At 72.4% G+C, this 16,612-nt stretch carries 17 protein-coding genes, 2 tRNA genes and 1 riboswitch; of the genes, 5 read left to right on the forward strand and 14 right to left on the reverse strand.

Features of this window, described 5'->3' with window-relative positions:
* Positions 1 to 1,015 precede the first annotated feature (1,015 nt).
* The 7 genes from P3T29_RS22050 to P3T29_RS22080 form a co-directional block, all read right to left on the reverse strand.
* A complete protein-coding gene (locus tag P3T29_RS22050; RefSeq protein WP_280718316.1) occupies positions 1,016 to 1,585 on the reverse strand; it encodes an ATP/GTP-binding protein in 570 nt (189 codons plus the stop codon).
* An 88-nt stretch (positions 1,586 to 1,673) separates the two neighbouring features.
* Positions 1,674 to 2,039 (reverse strand): DUF742 domain-containing protein, encoded by a 366-nt coding sequence (locus P3T29_RS22055; protein WP_280718291.1) that lies wholly within the window; start codon positions 2,037 to 2,039, stop codon positions 1,674 to 1,676.
* Entirely contained in the window at positions 2,036 to 2,449 is a 414-nt protein-coding gene (locus P3T29_RS22060) for a roadblock/LC7 domain-containing protein (protein WP_280718292.1), read from the reverse strand. Before P3T29_RS22060 ends, P3T29_RS22055 begins: the two co-directional genes overlap by 4 nt.
* Before the next feature lie 77 nt (positions 2,450 to 2,526).
* Positions 2,527 to 3,801, reverse strand: a complete 1,275-nt coding sequence (locus P3T29_RS22065) for an ATP-binding protein (protein ID WP_280718317.1) — start codon at positions 3,799 to 3,801, stop codon at positions 2,527 to 2,529.
* A 207-nt stretch (positions 3,802 to 4,008) separates the two neighbouring features.
* Complete coding sequence (locus P3T29_RS22070; protein WP_280718293.1) at positions 4,009 to 4,224, reverse strand: hypothetical protein; 216 nt, start codon at positions 4,222 to 4,224, stop codon at positions 4,009 to 4,011.
* A 270-nt stretch (positions 4,225 to 4,494) separates the two neighbouring features.
* Complete coding sequence (locus tag P3T29_RS22075; protein WP_280718294.1) at positions 4,495 to 5,064, reverse strand: TetR-like C-terminal domain-containing protein; 570 nt, start codon at positions 5,062 to 5,064, stop codon at positions 4,495 to 4,497.
* Complete coding sequence (locus P3T29_RS22080; RefSeq protein ID WP_280718295.1) at positions 5,064 to 6,023, reverse strand: alpha/beta hydrolase; 960 nt, start codon at positions 6,021 to 6,023, stop codon at positions 5,064 to 5,066. Before P3T29_RS22080 ends, P3T29_RS22075 begins: the two co-directional genes overlap by 1 nt.
* Positions 6,024 to 6,156: 133 nt before the next feature.
* Here P3T29_RS22080 and P3T29_RS22085 point away from each other — a divergent pair, with 133 nt between their 5' ends.
* Positions 6,157 to 6,375, forward strand: a complete 219-nt coding sequence (locus P3T29_RS22085; protein ID WP_280718296.1) for a 4-oxalocrotonate tautomerase family protein — start codon at positions 6,157 to 6,159, stop codon at positions 6,373 to 6,375.
* A 157-nt stretch (positions 6,376 to 6,532) separates the two neighbouring features.
* A riboswitch (cyclic di-AMP (ydaO/yuaA leader) is annotated at positions 6,533 to 6,694 on the forward strand.
* Positions 6,695 to 6,707: 13 nt separating this feature from the next.
* Positions 6,708 to 7,586 (forward strand): M23 family metallopeptidase, encoded by an 879-nt coding sequence (locus P3T29_RS22090; RefSeq protein WP_280718297.1) that lies wholly within the window; start codon positions 6,708 to 6,710, stop codon positions 7,584 to 7,586.
* 177 nt (positions 7,587 to 7,763) lie between these two features.
* Here P3T29_RS22090 and P3T29_RS22095 read toward each other — a convergent pair whose 3' ends face one another.
* Positions 7,764 to 8,642 (reverse strand): hypothetical protein, encoded by an 879-nt coding sequence (locus tag P3T29_RS22095; protein ID WP_280718298.1) that lies wholly within the window; start codon positions 8,640 to 8,642, stop codon positions 7,764 to 7,766.
* 50 nt (positions 8,643 to 8,692) lie between these two features.
* Here P3T29_RS22095 and P3T29_RS22100 point away from each other — a divergent pair, with 50 nt between their 5' ends.
* Both P3T29_RS22100 and P3T29_RS22105 read left to right on the forward strand, forming a co-directional pair.
* Positions 8,693 to 9,277 (forward strand): GNAT family protein, encoded by a 585-nt coding sequence (locus P3T29_RS22100; RefSeq protein ID WP_280718299.1) that lies wholly within the window; start codon positions 8,693 to 8,695, stop codon positions 9,275 to 9,277.
* Positions 9,278 to 9,357: 80 nt separating this feature from the next.
* Positions 9,358 to 10,113: a sensor domain-containing protein gene (locus tag P3T29_RS22105; RefSeq protein ID WP_280718300.1), complete on the forward strand. Its 756-nt coding sequence runs from the start codon at positions 9,358 to 9,360 to the stop codon at positions 10,111 to 10,113.
* 86 nt (positions 10,114 to 10,199) lie between these two features.
* On the opposite strand, the gene P3T29_RS22110 is transcribed toward P3T29_RS22105, so the two are convergent.
* A tRNA-Met gene (locus P3T29_RS22110) sits at positions 10,200 to 10,273 on the reverse strand.
* Between the two features lie 165 nt (positions 10,274 to 10,438).
* Between P3T29_RS22110 and P3T29_RS22115 the strand changes: the two genes are divergently transcribed.
* A complete protein-coding gene (locus P3T29_RS22115) occupies positions 10,439 to 11,275 on the forward strand; it encodes a class I SAM-dependent methyltransferase (RefSeq protein ID WP_280718301.1) in 837 nt (278 codons plus the stop codon).
* Here P3T29_RS22115 and P3T29_RS22120 read toward each other — a convergent pair.
* From P3T29_RS22120 to lhgO, 5 genes are all read right to left on the reverse strand, one after another.
* Positions 11,253 to 12,248, reverse strand: a complete 996-nt coding sequence (locus tag P3T29_RS22120; RefSeq protein ID WP_280718302.1) for a hypothetical protein — start codon at positions 12,246 to 12,248, stop codon at positions 11,253 to 11,255. The two genes, P3T29_RS22115 and P3T29_RS22120, sit on opposite strands and share 23 nt — an antisense overlap.
* A 609-nt stretch (positions 12,249 to 12,857) precedes the next feature.
* Positions 12,858 to 12,931 (reverse strand) — tRNA-Met (locus P3T29_RS22125).
* A gap of 42 nt (positions 12,932 to 12,973) precedes the next feature.
* On the reverse strand, positions 12,974 to 14,191 hold the full coding sequence (locus tag P3T29_RS22130) for a PrsW family intramembrane metalloprotease (RefSeq protein ID WP_280718303.1): 1,218 nt from the start codon (positions 14,189 to 14,191) through the stop codon (positions 12,974 to 12,976).
* 217 nt (positions 14,192 to 14,408) lie between these two features.
* Positions 14,409 to 15,239, reverse strand: coding sequence for a tRNA (guanosine(46)-N7)-methyltransferase TrmB (gene trmB, locus P3T29_RS22135; protein WP_280718304.1), 831 nt, complete (start codon positions 15,237 to 15,239; stop codon positions 14,409 to 14,411).
* 80 nt (positions 15,240 to 15,319) lie between these two features.
* A complete protein-coding gene (gene lhgO, locus P3T29_RS22140) occupies positions 15,320 to 16,555 on the reverse strand; it encodes an L-2-hydroxyglutarate oxidase (protein WP_280718305.1) in 1,236 nt (411 codons plus the stop codon).
* Positions 16,556 to 16,612: the final 57 nt, after the last annotated feature.

Here is a 16,612-nt window from a genome sequence, read left to right on the forward strand (position 1 = left end):
GCGCCCGCGAGCCCGAGCACCAGCATGTCGCCCGCGCTGATGTACTGGCCGCCGAGCACGGTGTCGCCGGTCGCCCAGCGGCCGGGGAAGTTCTGTGTCGGCGGGTCCCGCCAGAGCACCTCGTCCAGCGCGTCCGAGACGGTCAGCCGGCCGCCGGTCAGGGTGGCCCGGAACCGGCGGTCGGTGAGCAGCAGCCGCAGCGTGTTGCCCGTCCAGTTGATGGTGGTCTCGTTGCCCGCGACCAGGATCACCACCAGGTGGTGCACCGCCTCCTCGTCGCTCAGCCCGGCGGAGTGCGCCAGCAGCCAGGAGGTCAGGTCGGCGCCGGGCTCGGCCCGGCTCCGGCGGATCAGGTCGAGCAGGATCTCCTGGAACTCCTGGTTGGCCCGGATCGACTTCTCACTGCTGTCCACGAAGTGGCTGATCAGCTCGATCAGGTGCGGACCGGCCTCGGCGGGCAGCCCGAGCAGCCGGGTGAAGACCAGCAGCGGCAGCCGACGGGCGTACTGGGTGATCAGGTCGGCGGTGCCGTCCGGGCCCCAGCTGTCGATCAGCCCGTTGGCGGCGGCCTCGGTGGTCTGCCGCAGCTGCCGGTGGTCGATCTTGGACAGTGTCTGGGCCACCGCGCCGCGCAGCCGCTGGTGCTCGGCGCCGTCCATGTTGAGCAGCGTCGGCCGCCACGAAGTCATCGGCAGCAGCCGCGAGTCGGCCTTCAGCCGGCCCTCCTTCGGTACTCGCCAGCGGCGCGAGTCCTTGGAGAACAGCTGTTCGTTGCGGGTGAGTTCGAGCAGTTCCGCGTAGCCGAGCACCAACCACGCCTCGACGCCCGGCTCCAGCTCGATCGGCGCGACGTTGCCGTGCTGCTCGCGCATCCGGGCGTACAGCCCGTGCGGGTCCTCGGACACCGAGGCGCCGTACAGCGGGGTGACGCCCGCCGGGGTGCCGCCCACCGGCTGGTGGGCCGGGCAGCCGACGGGTGGGGCCGGCGCTGGTGAGGTCTCGGACTGGGGAGTTGTCATTGCGGGAGCTCCAGGACGGAGGTCGAGTGCAGGTGGGAGACGAAGTCGATCAGCAGGTCGTACGCGGCCCGGCGGTCCCGGGCGTCACACCGGAGGATCGGCACCTCGGGCAGCAGGTCGAGCGCGACCCGGAGTTCCTCCTCCGGGTAACTCGGGCTGTCGGGGAAGGAGTTGACGGCGATCGCGAACGGAATCCGCTGCTCCTCCAACCGGCCCAGCACGTCGAAGCTCTCCTCGATCCGCCGGGCGTCCACCAGCGCGATCGCGCCGAGCGCCCCGCGTGAGAGGTCGTCCCAGAGCGGCCAGAACCGCTGCTGACCGGGGGTGCCGAAGAGGTAGAGGGCGAGCCTCGGGTTGAGCGTGATCCGGCCGAAGTCCAGGGCGACGGTCGTGGTGGTCTTGTCCGGACGGCCGGTGAGGTCGTCCACCCCCGCCCCGGCAGCGGTCATGGTCTCCTCGGTGCGCAGCGGGGCGATCTCGCTCAACGAGCCGACCAGCGTGGTCTTTCCCACCCCGAACGGGCCGGTGATCAGGATCTTCACGGCGCCCTGCACGGTGGACGGCAGGTACTCGGGCCGGGTGGGAACGGCTGCGGCGGGGTCGGCTGTGGCGAAGTTGGCTTCGGCGAAGTCAGCATCGGCGAAACGGGCGGCTTCAGCGAAGTTGGCGGAGACCAAGGAGAACCTCCTCGAGGAGGGTGGAGGGCAGACGTTCGGCCTGCTGGACGGGCGGTCTCACGTGAACGGCACCGAGATCCCAGAGGTCACCGATCAGCACCTTGACCACGCCGAGCGGCAGGCTCAGGTACGCGGCGATCTCGGCGACCGAGAGCAGCTCGCCGCAGAGTTCCAGAATCCGCAGGTGTTCCCGGTTGAGGCCGGTACCGTCGGCGTCGAGGTCGGGGAGATCACCGAGCCCGGCCGCCGGCGCGGTGCTGACCAGGCTCTCCAGCGCCAGCACGTTCCGGCTCGGCCGGCTGCGGCCACCCGTGATGACGTACGGGCGGACCGGGCCGCTCAACGGAGTTCCCCGACGGCCTGTTCCACCCGGGGCGGGCTGGTCAGGTGCGCACCGAGCCGCTCCACCAGCACCTGCATCTGGTACGCCACCAGCCCGGCGTCCACGGCCTCGCCGGTCACCACCGCCAGGTGGGTCCCGGCCCCGGCCGCCACGATGAAGAGGTAGCCGCCGCCGTACTCGATGATGATCTGGCGGGTGCTGCTCCGCTGCCCGCCGAAGCCCTGGGCGACGCCCCGGGCCAGCGACTGCAGCCCGGAGCAGGCGGCGGCGAGGCGCTCGGCGTCCTCGCGGGCGATCCGCTCGCTGCGACCGATCTCCAGGCCGTCGTTGGACACCACGACGGCGTGCTGGACCTCGGGGACGTTGACGATGTCGGTGAGCAGCCAGCCGAGGTCAGGATTCGGGGTCATGGGATTCTCCGGAGCGCTGGGGAGGTCGGGGGGCTTGGGGGGAAGGGGGCCTGCGGGTGCTACGGGCCTTGCGGGTGCTACGAGTTCGGCGAGCCTTGCAGGTCCTGCGGAAGGTTCTGCGGCGGGTACCGCACCGGGTACTCCCGGGGGTACTGGTGGTGCCTGGCGGCGGACCGGCCGCTGGCGGTACCGGCCTGGAAGAGCGCCATGAACGCCTGCGCCTCCTGCGCCGATCTCGGCGGCACGGGGACGTCGTCGGGCTCGGCCGGCTGCGGTTCGGGAGTGACACCACGCCGGTTGGTACGACGCGGCAACCCGGTCGTCGGCAACCCGGTCGTGGGCAACCCCGTCGGCAGCCCGGCGGGCGGCAGCTGCGGAGTCGGCGCGGCGGCCTCGACCCGAGCGGGGGCCGGGGTCGGTGCCGGGGGCGGAGCAGGGGCCGACACGGGGACGGGCGCCGGGCCCGGCAGCGGTTCGGTGAGCAGTGCGGTCGGCAGCAGCACCACCACCCGGACCCCGCCGTACGGCGAGGGCGCCGAGCTGAGCGTGGCCCGGAAGCCGTACTGCTCGGCAAGGCGCCCGACCGCCGCGAGGCCCAACTGCGGTACCTCGCCGAGCCGGGAGACCTCCAGCGTGGAGCCGCCCGCGAGGGCGGCGGCGGCCTTCTCGACGGCGTGCTCGGGCATGCCGACGCCGCCGTCGTCGATCTCGATGACGGCGCCGTTGTGGACGGGCATCAGGGTGACGAACACCTGGGTGCTGGGCGGCGAGTAGCGGGTGGCGTTGTCGAGCAGTTCGGCGACCGCGTGGATCAGGGCCTCGGCGGCGGCGCCGACCACGGCGGTCTCGATCCGGCTGCGCACCACCACCCGCTGGAAGGGCAGGATGCGCGACTGGGCGCCGCGCACCACGTCCTCCAGGGCGACGGGCTCGGGCCAGTGCCGTCCGGCGCGGGCTCCGCAGAGGACGGCCAGGGTCTGGGCCAGCCGGGCCTGTTGGGCTGCGGCGTGGTCGGCCTTGAGCAGGCCCTCCAGCAGCTCCGGGTCGTCGTGGGTGCGTTCCATCTCGTCCAGCCCGGCCTGCTGGTCGTGGGCCATCACCAGGATCCGGCGGGCCACGCTGAGGAAGGCCCGCTGGGTCGACGCGTTGAGGTCCTGTTCGCGCTGGGTCGCGGCGCTCTCGGCGCTGCGATGCGCGGCCTCGGTCCGGAACTGCTCGCGCAGCGCCTCGTACTGGCGCTGCTGGTCCCGTAGTCGGGCGCCGAGGGTGCGGTTGACCGCGCGGTACCGGGCGGCGGCCAACACCGAGAGAGCGGCGAGTACGCCGGCTGCCGAGCCGAACCACTGAGTCATCGTCACGCGGCGAATTCTAGGGTGATGATCCTACCGAAGTGTGAACAGTTCTGACGTTCGGTGACCTGCTACGGACAATTTCTCTTCGTCGGACCGCCCTCGCCCCGACTCGTCCTGCTACGGAGTTGTTTCGGGCCAGTTGGCGCGATGCGGCGCGATGCGGCGCGGCAGGAGCTGCTCGGCCGTCGGGCACGACGGGTGCTGCGGCTACTGCCCGTCGCTCTCGCCGTACGGCTGCTGGGCACGCGCCGGGACGGGACGCAGTGAGCGCAGCCCGCGTGCCACCGCGAACGCGCGGCGGGCGACGGCGGCGAAGGTCTCCGGCTCCGGGGCGTACGAGGTGGCCGGGAGGCCGTCCGACGTGGCGCGCGGGTTCGGGATGAGGCCGGTGACGGGCCGGGTGGTCGGCGCGGTCTGCGTCATGTGCCCACATCCTTCGTGAGTTCGATGGCCTGGCGGCCCGACGGTACGACTACCCAGGCGGGAGCCAGTGTCACCTGGGACAGGCGACAGAATGGTCTCGAAACCCACCCGAATCGGTACCGGTCGGACGGTAACCCGTCCACCCTTGGACCTGCGCACTGGGGTGACACCCTGTGCCCCGGCCCTTCACCCGTCAAGGGGTCGGACCCGTCAAGCGGTCGCACCCGTCAGGCGGTCGGCGTCCCGCGTCGTACGGTCGGCGCCCTGGCGTCAGGCCGTCGGCCAGGCCCGTAGGCCTTCCGTCAGTACCCGTACCAACCGCTGCTGGGTCACCACCAGGTCGGCGGCGAGCTGGAACGCCCCGCCGGTCGCCAGCGAGGCGAAGCCGTGCGCCGTCGCACGGACCGTACGGGCGGCGTGGATCGCCTCGGTGCCGTCCAGCCCGTACCCGCGCAGCACCGCCACGATCACCCCGACCAGCCGGGCGGCGGCCCGCCGCAGCTCGGCGTCCTCCTGCGGGGCCTGCGGCAGCGCCGCGTACCGGTACGGGTGGCGCTCGGCGTAGCCGATGTAGGCCCCCAGCAGCGCTTCGACCGCGTCGTCCCGGCTCCGCCCGAGGACGGCCTCCGCGAGCGCCTCGGCCAGTTCCTCCGTCACCCGGACCGCGACCAGGCGGCGCAGTTCGGGCAGGCCGCCGCTGACGTGCTTGTACAGCGACGGGGTGGCGACACCCGCCCTGGCGGCGACGGCGGCCAGCGTGAGGGCCTCCGGGCCGGTCTCGTCGATCAGGTCCAGGGCGTGGCCGAGGACACCGGCGGGGGTGAGTCCGACTCTGGGCATCAGTTGGTCCTGGTGTTCTCGGTGTTCTCGGTGTTCTGGGTCTTCCGGGTCTTCTCGGCGGCCCGGGTGGCCTCGGTGTTCTCGCCGATCCCGGTGATTTCGGCCAGGAAGGGGAGCAGCGCGTCGGCGGTGGCCTGCGGGAACTCGGCCATCGGGTAGTGTCCGGCGCCCTCGATCATCACCTTACGGGCGTTCAGGGCCTGCGCCTGGCGGTCGGCGACCACGGCCGGGGAGGGGAAGTCGGGGTCCTTGCTGCCCATCACCACCAGGGCGGGGCTGCGCACGGCGGCACACCAGCCGACGGGGGCGGAGTCGCCGGTGACGTAGCCACGGGTGGCGATCCGGCGGCCGGGGGTGCGGAGGGCGTCGACCAGGCCGCTGCGGTACTCCTCGAAGTCGGCGGGCTTGGCGGTGGGGTACGCCATGTACTTCAGGTACCAGCCCCAGACGGCCGGGAACCACAGGACGGCCGCGCCCAGCACCTTGCCGATCCCACGCTGGAAGGCGTTCTGCGGGAGGTTCTCGACGAAGCCGTCGAGCAGCGCGATCCCGGCCACCCGCTCGGGGGCCAGGCCGGCGGCCTTGACCACGGTGGCGGCGGTGTACGAGCTGCCGACCAGGACGGCGCGCTCGACGTTCAGGTGGTCCAGCAGTGCGAGCACGTCGTCGGCGATCGCGGCGGGGGAGTAGTCGTCCCAGGCGATCGAGGACTCGCCGAAGCCGCGCAGGTCCATGGTGATCACCCGGTGCCCGGCCGCGACCAGCAGCGGGTGCAGGTGCCGGTAGGTGGTGCGGGAGTCGAGCATGCCCGGGAGCAGCACGACCGCGATGTCGGTGGCACCGGCGGCATCGGCTGCGTTGGTGCCGGTGCCGGTGCCGGTGGCCGTGTCGTCGAAGGCGATCCGGCCGCCGGGGAGGGTGAGGAACTGGGTGCGGGCGCTGCTGGCGGTGCTGGTCATCGCGGGCCTCCTGGGCTGCTGTCCGAGCTTTCGGTCCGAGCTGCTTCCTGTAGCCGCAAAGCTATGGCTAATAGCCATAGCCGTCAAGTGGATGGTGAGGAGTCCGCGCGAAGGGGTGTTGTACGGTGCCGTCATGCCGTTCATCAACGTGAAGCAGTTGGCCGGTCGCACCGACGAGCAGAAGGCCGAGCTCACCCGTGAACTCACCGCCACGTACGCGCGGATCACGGGTGTGACCCCGGCGAACATCTGGGTGGCGATCGAGGAGATCCCGGCCGAGAACTGGTCGGCGGGCGGTGTCACCTTCGCGGAGCGGGCCGCCGCCAAGGCCCGGAGTGCGGAAGGCCAGTAACGCGCAGGGGCCGGCTGCGGGCCGGCGGTGAGGCGGTGAACGCCTCTCCGTCCCAGGAGACTTGGACCGTCCCGTGCGGGCGGCTTGGAATCAGGGGCTCCTAGGATTAACGTTTGATAACGCAGCGCGGTCGGCAACGCCGTACCCGAAACGGCACCGTGCGCCGTCGCCTAATCCGCAGGGCCCGCCTTCGCCGGCAGGCCCGGGAGCCGGGGAACCACGTTCCATGGGGTGAATCAGCCGGGCCACAAACCCGGTCGTAGGAGACCTTCCTGCTCCGAACCCGTCAGCTAACCCGGTAGGCGCGAAGGAAGGAAAGGAGCGCGCCTCCCTTGGCGTCGACGCACTCCCCCAGCACCCCCGGCACGGCCACCAGGCTGCTCGAGCACCCCTCGGAGCAGCCGCCGGACGCGGCTCCCGACCAGGGCTCGCGGCACCGGATGCCCCGCCAGACGCGCAGCGGCGGCCCGCTGATCGGCGTCACCGCGATGGCCGCCTCGCTCGGCGCGACCGGCTTCGCCGCCGCCACCCCGGCCGCCGCAGCTACGCCGCCCGCACCAGCCCCGGCCGTCGCGGCTCCTGACGAGTCGTCGACGATCGCCCTCTCGGCGGACCCCGGACTCGCCCTCGCCGCCCGCATCCAGCAGCAGGCCGACGGTCAGCGCACCTCCGCCGACGAGACCGCGCGGCTCGCCGCCGCGAAGGTGGCCGAGGCCAAGCGCGCCGCCCAGCAGGCAGAGGCCCAGGCCCACGCGAAGGCCGAGGCGGAAGCCGAGGCGGCGGTGGTGGCGGAAGCCGAGCAGGCCGTGGATCTCGGCACCTTCACACTGCCGACCACCAACTACACGCTCACCGCGCACTACGGCCAGTCCGGCTCGTACTGGGCCCACCTGCACACCGGCCTGGACTTCGCGGCCCCCAACGGCACCCCCGTCACCGCCCTCGGCGCGGGCACCGTCACCTCGGCGGGCTGGTCCGGCGCGTACGGCTACCGGGTGATCCAGACCCTGCCGGACGGTACCGAGGTCTGGTACTGCCACCTCTCCGCGATCACCACCACCTCCGGTCCCGTCACCCCGGGCACCCCCATCGGCAAGGTCGGCGCCACCGGCAATGTCACCGGCCCCCACCTCCACCTGGAGGTCCGCCCGGACGGCGCCGCCCCGATCGACCCGCTGCCCTGGCTCCAGGCGCACGGCGTCCAGCCGTAGGCAGGCCCGTACACACGCGCGCCCGTACACACGCAGGCCCACGCACACGCAGGCCCACGCACACGCAGGCCCACGCACACGCAGGCCCACGCACACGCAGGCCCACGCACACGCACACGCACGCGCACGCGCACGCGCACGTACCGACGCGAGGGGCGCCCGCCATCCGGTGGGCGCCTACTCCATCTCTTCCGGCGGCTCCTCCGCAAAGTAGGTGTCGATCTCCGCCGCGTCGGGTACCGGCGCCAGGTCCGGGTACTCCTCGACCAGCAGCGCCGGCAACCCCGGGACCGTCCACTCGCCGAGCAGTCGCAGCGCCTCCGCGATCACCGCCGTCTCGAAACCCTCGAAGTCCCCCGACAGTTCGGCGGGCATCGGCATCCCGAGCGCGTTCAGCCCGGCCAGATTGCGGTAGCTGCGCTGCATCAGCCGGTTCTCCAGCAGCATCCGGGCGCCGTCGGTGGCCATCCCGACGGACATCGACCGGTCGCGCCCCCAGCCGCCGTCCACCTCCACCCGGTCCAGCACCCCCGACTCCTCCAGCGCGTCGAACGCCGCGAACCGCTGCTCCTGGGACAGCTCCCGGAAGGCGTCCAGCCAGGACCGGACGGCCGCGAGGTCGCCCGTGTCCACCCCGTCGGCGCGCAGCAGCAGGGTGTACAGGCGAGGCCAGGTGACCAGGTGCGGCTGGCGCAGCAGGCCGCAGAGCAGCTCGCCCTGCCACTCCGCCTCGGCGTGCAGCCGCTCGTGCCGCTTGGCGTTCAGCCGCTTCGCCGCCCGCTGATGGTCGATCAGCAGCCGCACCGCCGTGCCGTACGCCGCCGGCTCCGCCTCGGGCTGCACGTACATGTACATCCGCTCGTACAGCAGCTGCTCGACCACCGGGGAACTCAGCTCGGGGAAGCCGTCGTGCATCCGCCCGTCGCCCAGCTCCAGCAGCGTCAGCACCGCGCGCAGCGCCTCCCCGGGCACCGGCTCGTACCCCTCCTCGGCGGCCCAGGCGAGCAGATCGGTGGTGCGGGTGTGCGGGATGAGCTGCAGGTCTTCGTCGTTCACCCTCGGTACGGTATCCGGTGCGGCCGACCGCCGGAGTATGGTCGGGCGGCATGAAGCCTGAACGGACCCGGGCCGTACGCCTCACCGGCCCGCGCCTCGCGATCCGCGAGTTCCACCACACGCCCGCCGACGTCGACGCGCTGCACGCGGTCTTCGGGGACCCCGAGACCGCCAGGTACCTCCCGTTCGAACCACGCGACCGCGAGAACTGCGCCGATCAGATCGTCCTCTACCTCGAAGAGGCCGAGCACCGCCCCCGCACCGTCTTCCGGCTCGCCGTCACCCTGCTGGCGGACGGCGAGCCCGACCACGCCGTCCCGATCGGCAACGCCGCCCTCGGTGTCGAGGGCCAACGCGCCGGGTTCATCGGGTACGCGCTGCGCCGCGACACCTGGGGCCAGGGGTACGCGAGCGAGATCACCGGCCTGCTCAACGACTTCGCCTTCGGCACCCTCGGCCTGCACCGGCTCTGGGCCCGGGTCGACCCCGAGAACACCGCCTCCGCCCGGGTCCTCACCAAGGCCGGCTACCAGCTGGAGGGCCGGATCCGGCACGATCTCCACCTCCGTGGGACCTGGCACGACGCACTCCAGTACTCGCTGCTGGAACACGAGTGGGTACGGCCTGCAGGGTGACGGGGGGTGGGGCTAACCCCACCATGAACCCGGCAGTGGGCTGCATTACGGCGAGACCTCGGATCCGACATCTTTGAGTGGTGAGCACGGACGAGCCCGAGGAGCCCGCGATGACCGGCCTGACCACTCTGCCCAGCACGAGTACGTACCACCCCGAACTCCGTCAACCCGCCCGCCAGCGGTCCGAACCGGCCCCGGCCTTCTGGCGCGCCCCGTTCGCGGGCGCCACCTTCCGGGAGATCGGCTTCGCGGTCAGCGGCCTGCCGATCGCCATCGCGGGCTTCACCTTCGCCGTCGCGCTCTTCTCACTGGGGCTCGGCCTGGTCGTCACCGCCCTCGGCCTGCCGGTGCTCGCGCTGCTGCTCTCCGGGGCTCGTGGCCTCGGCGCGGTCGAGCGTCGACGCGCCCGTGCCCTGCTCGCCACCGAGGTCGCCGCCCCGGCTCCCGTCCGGCCCGCCCGCGCGGGCTTCTGGGGCTCGGTCACGGCCCGGCTCGCCGATGCCGCCGGGTGGAAGGCCATGCTCTACCAGGTGCTGATGCTCCCCTGGGCGGTGCTGACGTTCGCGCTCTCGGTGACTTTCCTGCTCACCGGCTGGGTCGTCGCCCTCTACCCGCTCTACCACTGGGTCTTCGCCCGCTACACCTCCTGGCCCGGCTACCAGCTCTTCGACTTCAACAAGGACGGCGTGCACTACCAGTACTTCATCACCTCGCCGCTGCAGATCGCGGGGGTGTCGGCCATCGGCCTGGCGCTGGTCTTCCTCACCCCGCCACTGGTCCGTGGCCTGACCAACGTTCACCGGATGGCGATTCAGGGCCTGCTCGGCGCCCGGTGAACCGGTACGCACCCGGAGGTTCTCGAAAGATGCCGGGAAAGCACATCAGGTCCGGCAGAAGAATCTGCCGGACCTGATGTTCAGAGTAGCGGGGACAGGATTTGAACCTGCGACCTCTGGGTTATGAGCCCAGCGAGCTACCGAGCTGCTCCACCCCGCGTCGTTGACATCACCATATGCGATTTTGGCGCTGACAGGAAATCGGTTCTCCCGGATGCGGCCCGCCGGGCACCGTGATCCGCTGATCACACCCGCACGTACGTCGCACCACCTCATCGGCCCACCACCCCACCACCCCACCATCCCACCGGCCCAGGGAGCTCCCGTGAGCACGCCCGGCACGTTGATCACCTCCCGGCCGCTCGACGAGTACTGCCACCTCTTCGGCCTCACCCGCAGCGCACTGAGTGCGGTGCCCGGCCCGGTCCTGGACTGTCCGGGCGGGGCGTCCGGCCTGGCGGCCGAGGCCCGTGCGCTCGGCGTCCGGGTGGTCGCCACCGACCCGGCGTACGCGGCAGCGCTCCCCGGCCGCACCGCCTCCGCCTGCCACACCGCCTCCGCCGCCTCCGCCGCCTCCGCCGCCTCCGCCTGCCACACCGCTCCGGACGCCTCCGCCGGTCCGGCCGGCCTGCCGGCTCTCGCTGTCCTCGCCCGGCAGGGCCGGGACGCGATGGCCGCGTCGATGGCGGCCACCCCGCACCTCTACCCGTCGCCCCGGCATCGCCCCTACGACAAGTACCTGCGCAGCTGGGACAGGGCCCGTCGGCTCTTCGTCGCCGACAGTGCCGCCCACCCCGAGCGGTACGTCGCCGCCGCGCTGCCCCGACTCCCGTTCGCCGACGGCTCGTTCGCGCTCACGCTCAGCTCGTACCTGCTCTTCGCCTACCCGGAGCTGTTCCCGCCGGCGGAGCAACTCGCCGCGCTCACCGAACTCGTCCGCGTCACCGCACCCGGCGGCGAGGCCCTGATCTACCCGCTGCACGACGGCTCGGGCCGCCGCTGCCCGCACCTGGACGAACTCCGAGCGGCCCTGGGGAGGCGCCAAGTCTCCAGCGAGATAAGGCGGATGCCCCGGCCCGGTGACGCGCGCACCAGACAGGTCCTGGTGCTCGGCGCGGCCGACCACCGGCGCCGTCGGCTCAGCTCGACGGAGTGGGCGTAGTCGAGGACGGCGTGGTGGCCGTGGCCGTGGCGGGCCGGGGCTGCGGGAGCTGCCCGAGAATCTCCTCCGCGACCGCGCGACGGCGTGACCTCGGCGGAGCGGCTCGCGGGTTGCGCAGCGTGTACGCCACCGCCTCCCGCAGCGCGGCCCGGTCCGCCTCCGGCAGTCCGGGGAGGGCCAGAGCCTCGCGGGCGGCCAACAGCGCCTGCAGCAGCTCGAAGGGGGAGAGCGGCCGGTCGATCGCCTTGACGAGCAGATCGACGCTTTCCGCGTCCGGGCTGCCCTGCAGCAACGCGAGGGCCTGCACCCGCAGGCCCTCCACGCCGGTCTCGAACAGGCCCCGCACCTGCTGTGCGGTGAACCCCAGCGAGCTCGCCGCGACGGCCGTCCGGCTGACCGAGTCGGCCAGCGTCTGCCGGTCGGCGGTGGACAGCGCCCGGGCCAGCAGCAGACGGGTGAGCAGCCAGCCCGACAGGAAGCCCACCACGGCGAAGTACACCGCCGAGGTGGCGGCGAAGCCCGCCGCACTGCCGACTGCGCCACCGACTGCGCCACCGCCGGACCCGCTGCCCGTACCGCCGACCAACGGTGCGAGCGCGTCGCCGAGTTGGCGCAGCCGGTGCGGCAGGGTGCCGAGCTGGGTGAGGCCCGCGCCGAGCAGGATCTTCGTCAGCCAGTCCGACACCTGTTCCAGATTGGTGTTCGGGGCGTAGCTCGCAGTGGAGGTCGCCTGCTGGTCGGCGGGGTGCGCGGCCGCTCCGCTGGTGAGCAGACGCGGGATGCCGAACAGAAAGCCCAGCGCACCGCCCAGGACGGTGAACGTGCCGGCTACCAGCAGCCCACCGCCGAGCACCCCCACCCAGTCCGGGCCGGCCGCCGCGTACAGCACCAACCCCAGCACCCCGGCCCCGAGCACCCCACCCAGCCCGACCTGCGCCATCGGGGCGAGCCCACCCTCACGTTCCAGCTCCACAGACTGCCTCCCCCGATCCGGCGTACCCGTACGGACGTCTGCCCACACGGACGGCAGCGACTGTAGCGGACCGCCGACCTACCGCACAGGTACCCCGCTCCGGGTACGAATCCACGAAATCGGTGGACCAAACCCCATTCGAGGCGGCTCCCGTGCGGATCCGGCCTGCCGGGAGCATGTACTGTGCCGCCCCCGCGCCTGAAGGAGCACCTGAAGCAGCCCGGCTGAGGTGGACATCCGGTAACCCGGTGCCGGGAGAAACGTGCGGCGGAAACGCAGACGGCCCGTGGGCTGCTCCTCGTCACCGGCCCCGTGCACAGGGCCGGCGGTCGAGGCACCGGGGATGTTCCGGTGAGCTCACGGGCCGGGTGACTGCTTTGAAATCGCCTGAGCCGGAGGCCGTAGGGCCTCATCTCTGCACAGGCAGGGGCGGCTCTAGCGAGCAGCCACCTCACACATCCTGAAAGTACTCAACTCAGGATCACCTCCTTTCAGTGTGCTGCCACCATAGACACCGCCCTGCGGCCGGGGCAACGGATTTTCGGCAGTTCGGAGGAAAAGCAGAAGGCCCGGCAGACGAGTCTGCCGGGCCTTGCTGTTGCTACAGAGTAGCGGGGACAGGATTTGAACCTGCGACCTCTGGGTTATGAGCCCAGCGAGCTACCGAGCTGCTCCACCCCGCGTCGGTAAACCCAACACTACGGGAGAGTTGTTCAGAAGGGAAATCACTTCCTGCGTAAGAGGTGCCGGACCGTTCGGGCCCTGGCCCAGACGCTGAAACAGACCAGGGCGGCGAAGCAGGGCACCATCAGCAGCCCGTACACCAGCAGGAAGCCGTGGGTGCCGAGTCCGGCGGCGGCGTTCCAGGTGCCGTGCAGGGCCATCGACAGCAGCAGCCCGACTGGCGCGGCCAGCCGGGCCAGCCAGCGGCGGGCGGTGGTGAGGCTGATCGCGAGGCCCAAGCCGGTCAGGGCGGTGAAGAGCGGGTGGGCGAAGGGGGAGAGCAGTCCGCGCAGGACGAAGGTGTGCACGGTGCTGTCGTAGTCCCGCAGGCTGGGGGCGGCGCCCAGGCCGATGCTGTCCAGCCGGGTCTGCTGGTCGTCGGTGAAGGCGCGGCCCAGGTAGAGGGCGTTCTCGGTGAAGGCGAAGCCGCAGGCGGTGACCCCGCCGAGGACCGTCCCGGCGGCCAGGGTGCGTGGGTTGGAGCGGGCGCGCGTCCGGGTGCGGGGGCGGGGGCGGAAGTACGGGAGCGGGCGCAGCCGCGCGCGCAACGGGTGCGGCCGGCGCAGGCGGCGTGCGGAGCGGCGCAGCGGGCCGGGGGCGCGCCGGGCCAGGACGGCGCAGGTGCGTTCGGCCCGGCAGCGGAGCCGGCGGCGGACCGGGAGCACGAGCAGGAGCAGCGCGGCGCCCTTGGCGGTCTCCTCGATCAGCGGTGTCGCGAACTCGGCCCCGAGCGTCCCGCCCCGGGTGCTGCCCTGGTGGGTGATCAGGAAGTCGCTGGCCCAGCCGTTGGCCATGATTGCCACGGTGGTCGCGGCGAAGGCGCCCCAGGCCAGGCAGAACAGGGTGTGTCGCAGCGGCACCCGCGCGGTCTGGTTGAGCCAGGCCAGCGCGCCGAGTACGAACGGCAGCGGCAGCATCGCCAGGCCCATCCCGACCAGCAGCCCGGTGGTGCCGGTCTGCCGTTGGACGAGTTGCAGGATCAACGCGGCGCAGCCTGCCAGGGTGAACCCGGCCAGTACGGAGGAGATCGCCGGGTAACGCAGCCGGGCGGCCCGGCGGACCAGGTTGTCCAGGCCCGGGTACGGAGGCCGGGGCAGCGGCAGACCCGCCCGACGCACTCGCGGCTCCGGGATCAGCCGGGCGTCGGCGGCGCGCGTGGGCGGGTCTGCGGCGGCAGCGGCGGCCTCCATGGGTGGGCTGCCGCTGGACGGACTGCTCACCCGCAAAGCGTAGGGGACCTACCCGGTCCGGGGGAGCCCTCTGGCACGATACGTGCGCAGATTGTCACACCTGGTGATACTTGATCAGATCCGCACCATGCACCACCTCAGGGGCGCGAGGAACTGCGCGACCAGCCCCCTACGAAGGTGCACGGTTGCGCGCCGTTCCTTGTGTCCCTGAGATGGTTGCCGTTGGGAAAGGGTTCCCCGCAGGGGCTCAGCGGCGGCGGAACAGCAGGTCGTGGACCACGTGCCCCTTGGCTATCCCGGCCCGCTCGAACTTGGTGACCGGCCGCCAGTCGGGCCGGGGCGCGTAGCCGGGGACGCTGGCGGCGGGGCGGTCGGCCGGTTCGAGCCAGCCGGTGCCGTCGCCCTCGGGGTGCAGGTTCTCCAGCTCGGGCGAGGCGGAGAGGACGTCGAGCATCTGCTCGGCGTACGGCTCCCAGTCGGTCGCGCAGTGCACCAGCGCGCCGGAGGCGAGCCGGGGGAGCACCAGCTCCAGGAAGGACGGCTGGATCAGGCGGCGCTTGTGGTGCTTGGGCTTGGGCCACGGGTCGGCGAAGTACACCCGCAGGCCGGCCAGCGAGGCGTCGGGCAGCATGTCGCGGAGCAGGATCACGGCGTCACCGGCGGCGAGCCGGACGTTGCGCGAGTCGTCGCGCTCGAGCAGCTGGAGCAGGTTGCCGTGGCCGGGGGTGTGCACGTCGGCGGCCAGGATGCCCGTCTCCGGGTCGGCGGCGGCCATCGTGGCCGTCGTCTCGCCCATCCCGAAGCCGATCTCCAGGGTGACCGGGCGGCCGTCGAAGAGGGTCTTCAGGTCGAGCGGGCTGCCGTCGATGGCCAGCCCGTACTGCTCCCAGCCCCGGTCCAGCGCACCGGCCTGGGCGTTGGTCATCCGGCCCCGGCGGGGCTGGAAGCTGCGGATCCGGCGCTCGCTGTGCTGGGCCTCGGTGGCCCGGTGCGGGTACATCGGAGCGGGATACCCGGCCGGGGCGGCGGAGAGCCGGGCGGACGGGGAGGGCTGGGGGCTGGGGGCGGTGGCAGTCACAATCGCCCCATTCTACGGGGGCGTGCGGCAGTGCCCGTAGGGGCGTGACGGATACCTCACACCCCCGCTCACACCCCCGCTCAGCCGCCCGCCGCGAGGGCGGCGAGTGCCCGGCGGGCCACCTCCCGTCCGATCGGCAGCGAGGCGGTGGCCGCCGGGGACGGCGCGTTCAACACGTGCACCACCCGGCGCACGGATGACGGATCGTCAGGATCGAAGCCCGCGAAGGCGAAGTCGTCCAGCAGCGAGCCGTCCCGGGCGACCGCCTGTGCCCGGACGCCTGCCGTGGCCGGTACCAGGTCGGCGGCCGTCACGGCGGGCAGCAGCCGCCGCACCGCCGTGGTGAACGCCCGCTTGGACAGCGAACGGTGCAACTCGCCCACCTCGTAGCGCCAGTGCCGTCGGGCGATCTGCCAGGTGCCGGGGAAGCTCACCGTCTCGGCGAGGTCGCGCGGCCGTACGGTCCGCCAGTCGTACCCCTCCCGGGCCAGGGCGGGGACGGCGTTCGGGCCGACGTGGACGTCGCCGTGCACACCCCGGGTGAGGTGCACGCCGAGGAACGGGAACGCCGGGTCCGGCACGGGGTAGACCAGCCCCCGGACCAGATCCCGCTTCTCCTTGGTGAGCTCGTAGTACTCCCCCCGGAACGGGATGATCCGCACGCCGGGGTCACCGCCGGCCAGCCGGGCGACCCGGTCGCTGTGCAGGCCCGCGCAGTTGACCAGCACCCCGCAGCGCAGCTCGCCGGTGCTGATCTGCACCGTGACGCCGTCCGCCCGCCGGGTGACCCCGCGCAGCTCGGTGCCGGTGTGCAGCACCGCGCCGGCCTGCTCGGCGAGCCTCGCGTACGTGCGGGCGACGGCGGGGAAGTCGCAGATGCCGGTGGAGCCGATGTGCAGCCCGGCCAGGCCGGTCACCTCGGGCTCGTAGTCGGCGATCCGGGCTGCGACCAGCTTGGTCACCGGGATGCCGTTCTCCCGGCCGCGCTGCGCCAGCGCGTGCAGGCGCGGCAGTTCGTCGCGTTCGGTCGCGACGATCAGCTTGCCCGTCACCTCGTACGGGATGCCGTACTCGCGGCAGAACTCGACCATCTCGGCCGCGCCGGTGGTGGCGTAGCGGGCCTTCAGCGAACCCGGGCGGTAGTACACACCGCTGTGGATGACGCCGCTGTTGCGGCCGGTCTGGTGCGCGGCGAAGGTCTGCTCCTTCTCCACCACCGCCACCCGCAACCCGGGCCGGGCGAGGGTCAGCGCGTACGCCGTGGACAGGCCGACGATCCCGCCGCCCACCACCAGCACGTCGAAGTCGTAAGCCACCACTGCCTCTTCCGTCGGTCCGCACCCGCCGCCACGATGTCCGGCCTGGAGATAGTG

Origin of the sequence: Kitasatospora sp. MAP5-34 (assembly GCF_029894335.1) — a bacterium.
Taxonomy (GTDB): domain Bacteria; phylum Actinomycetota; class Actinomycetes; order Streptomycetales; family Streptomycetaceae; genus Kitasatospora.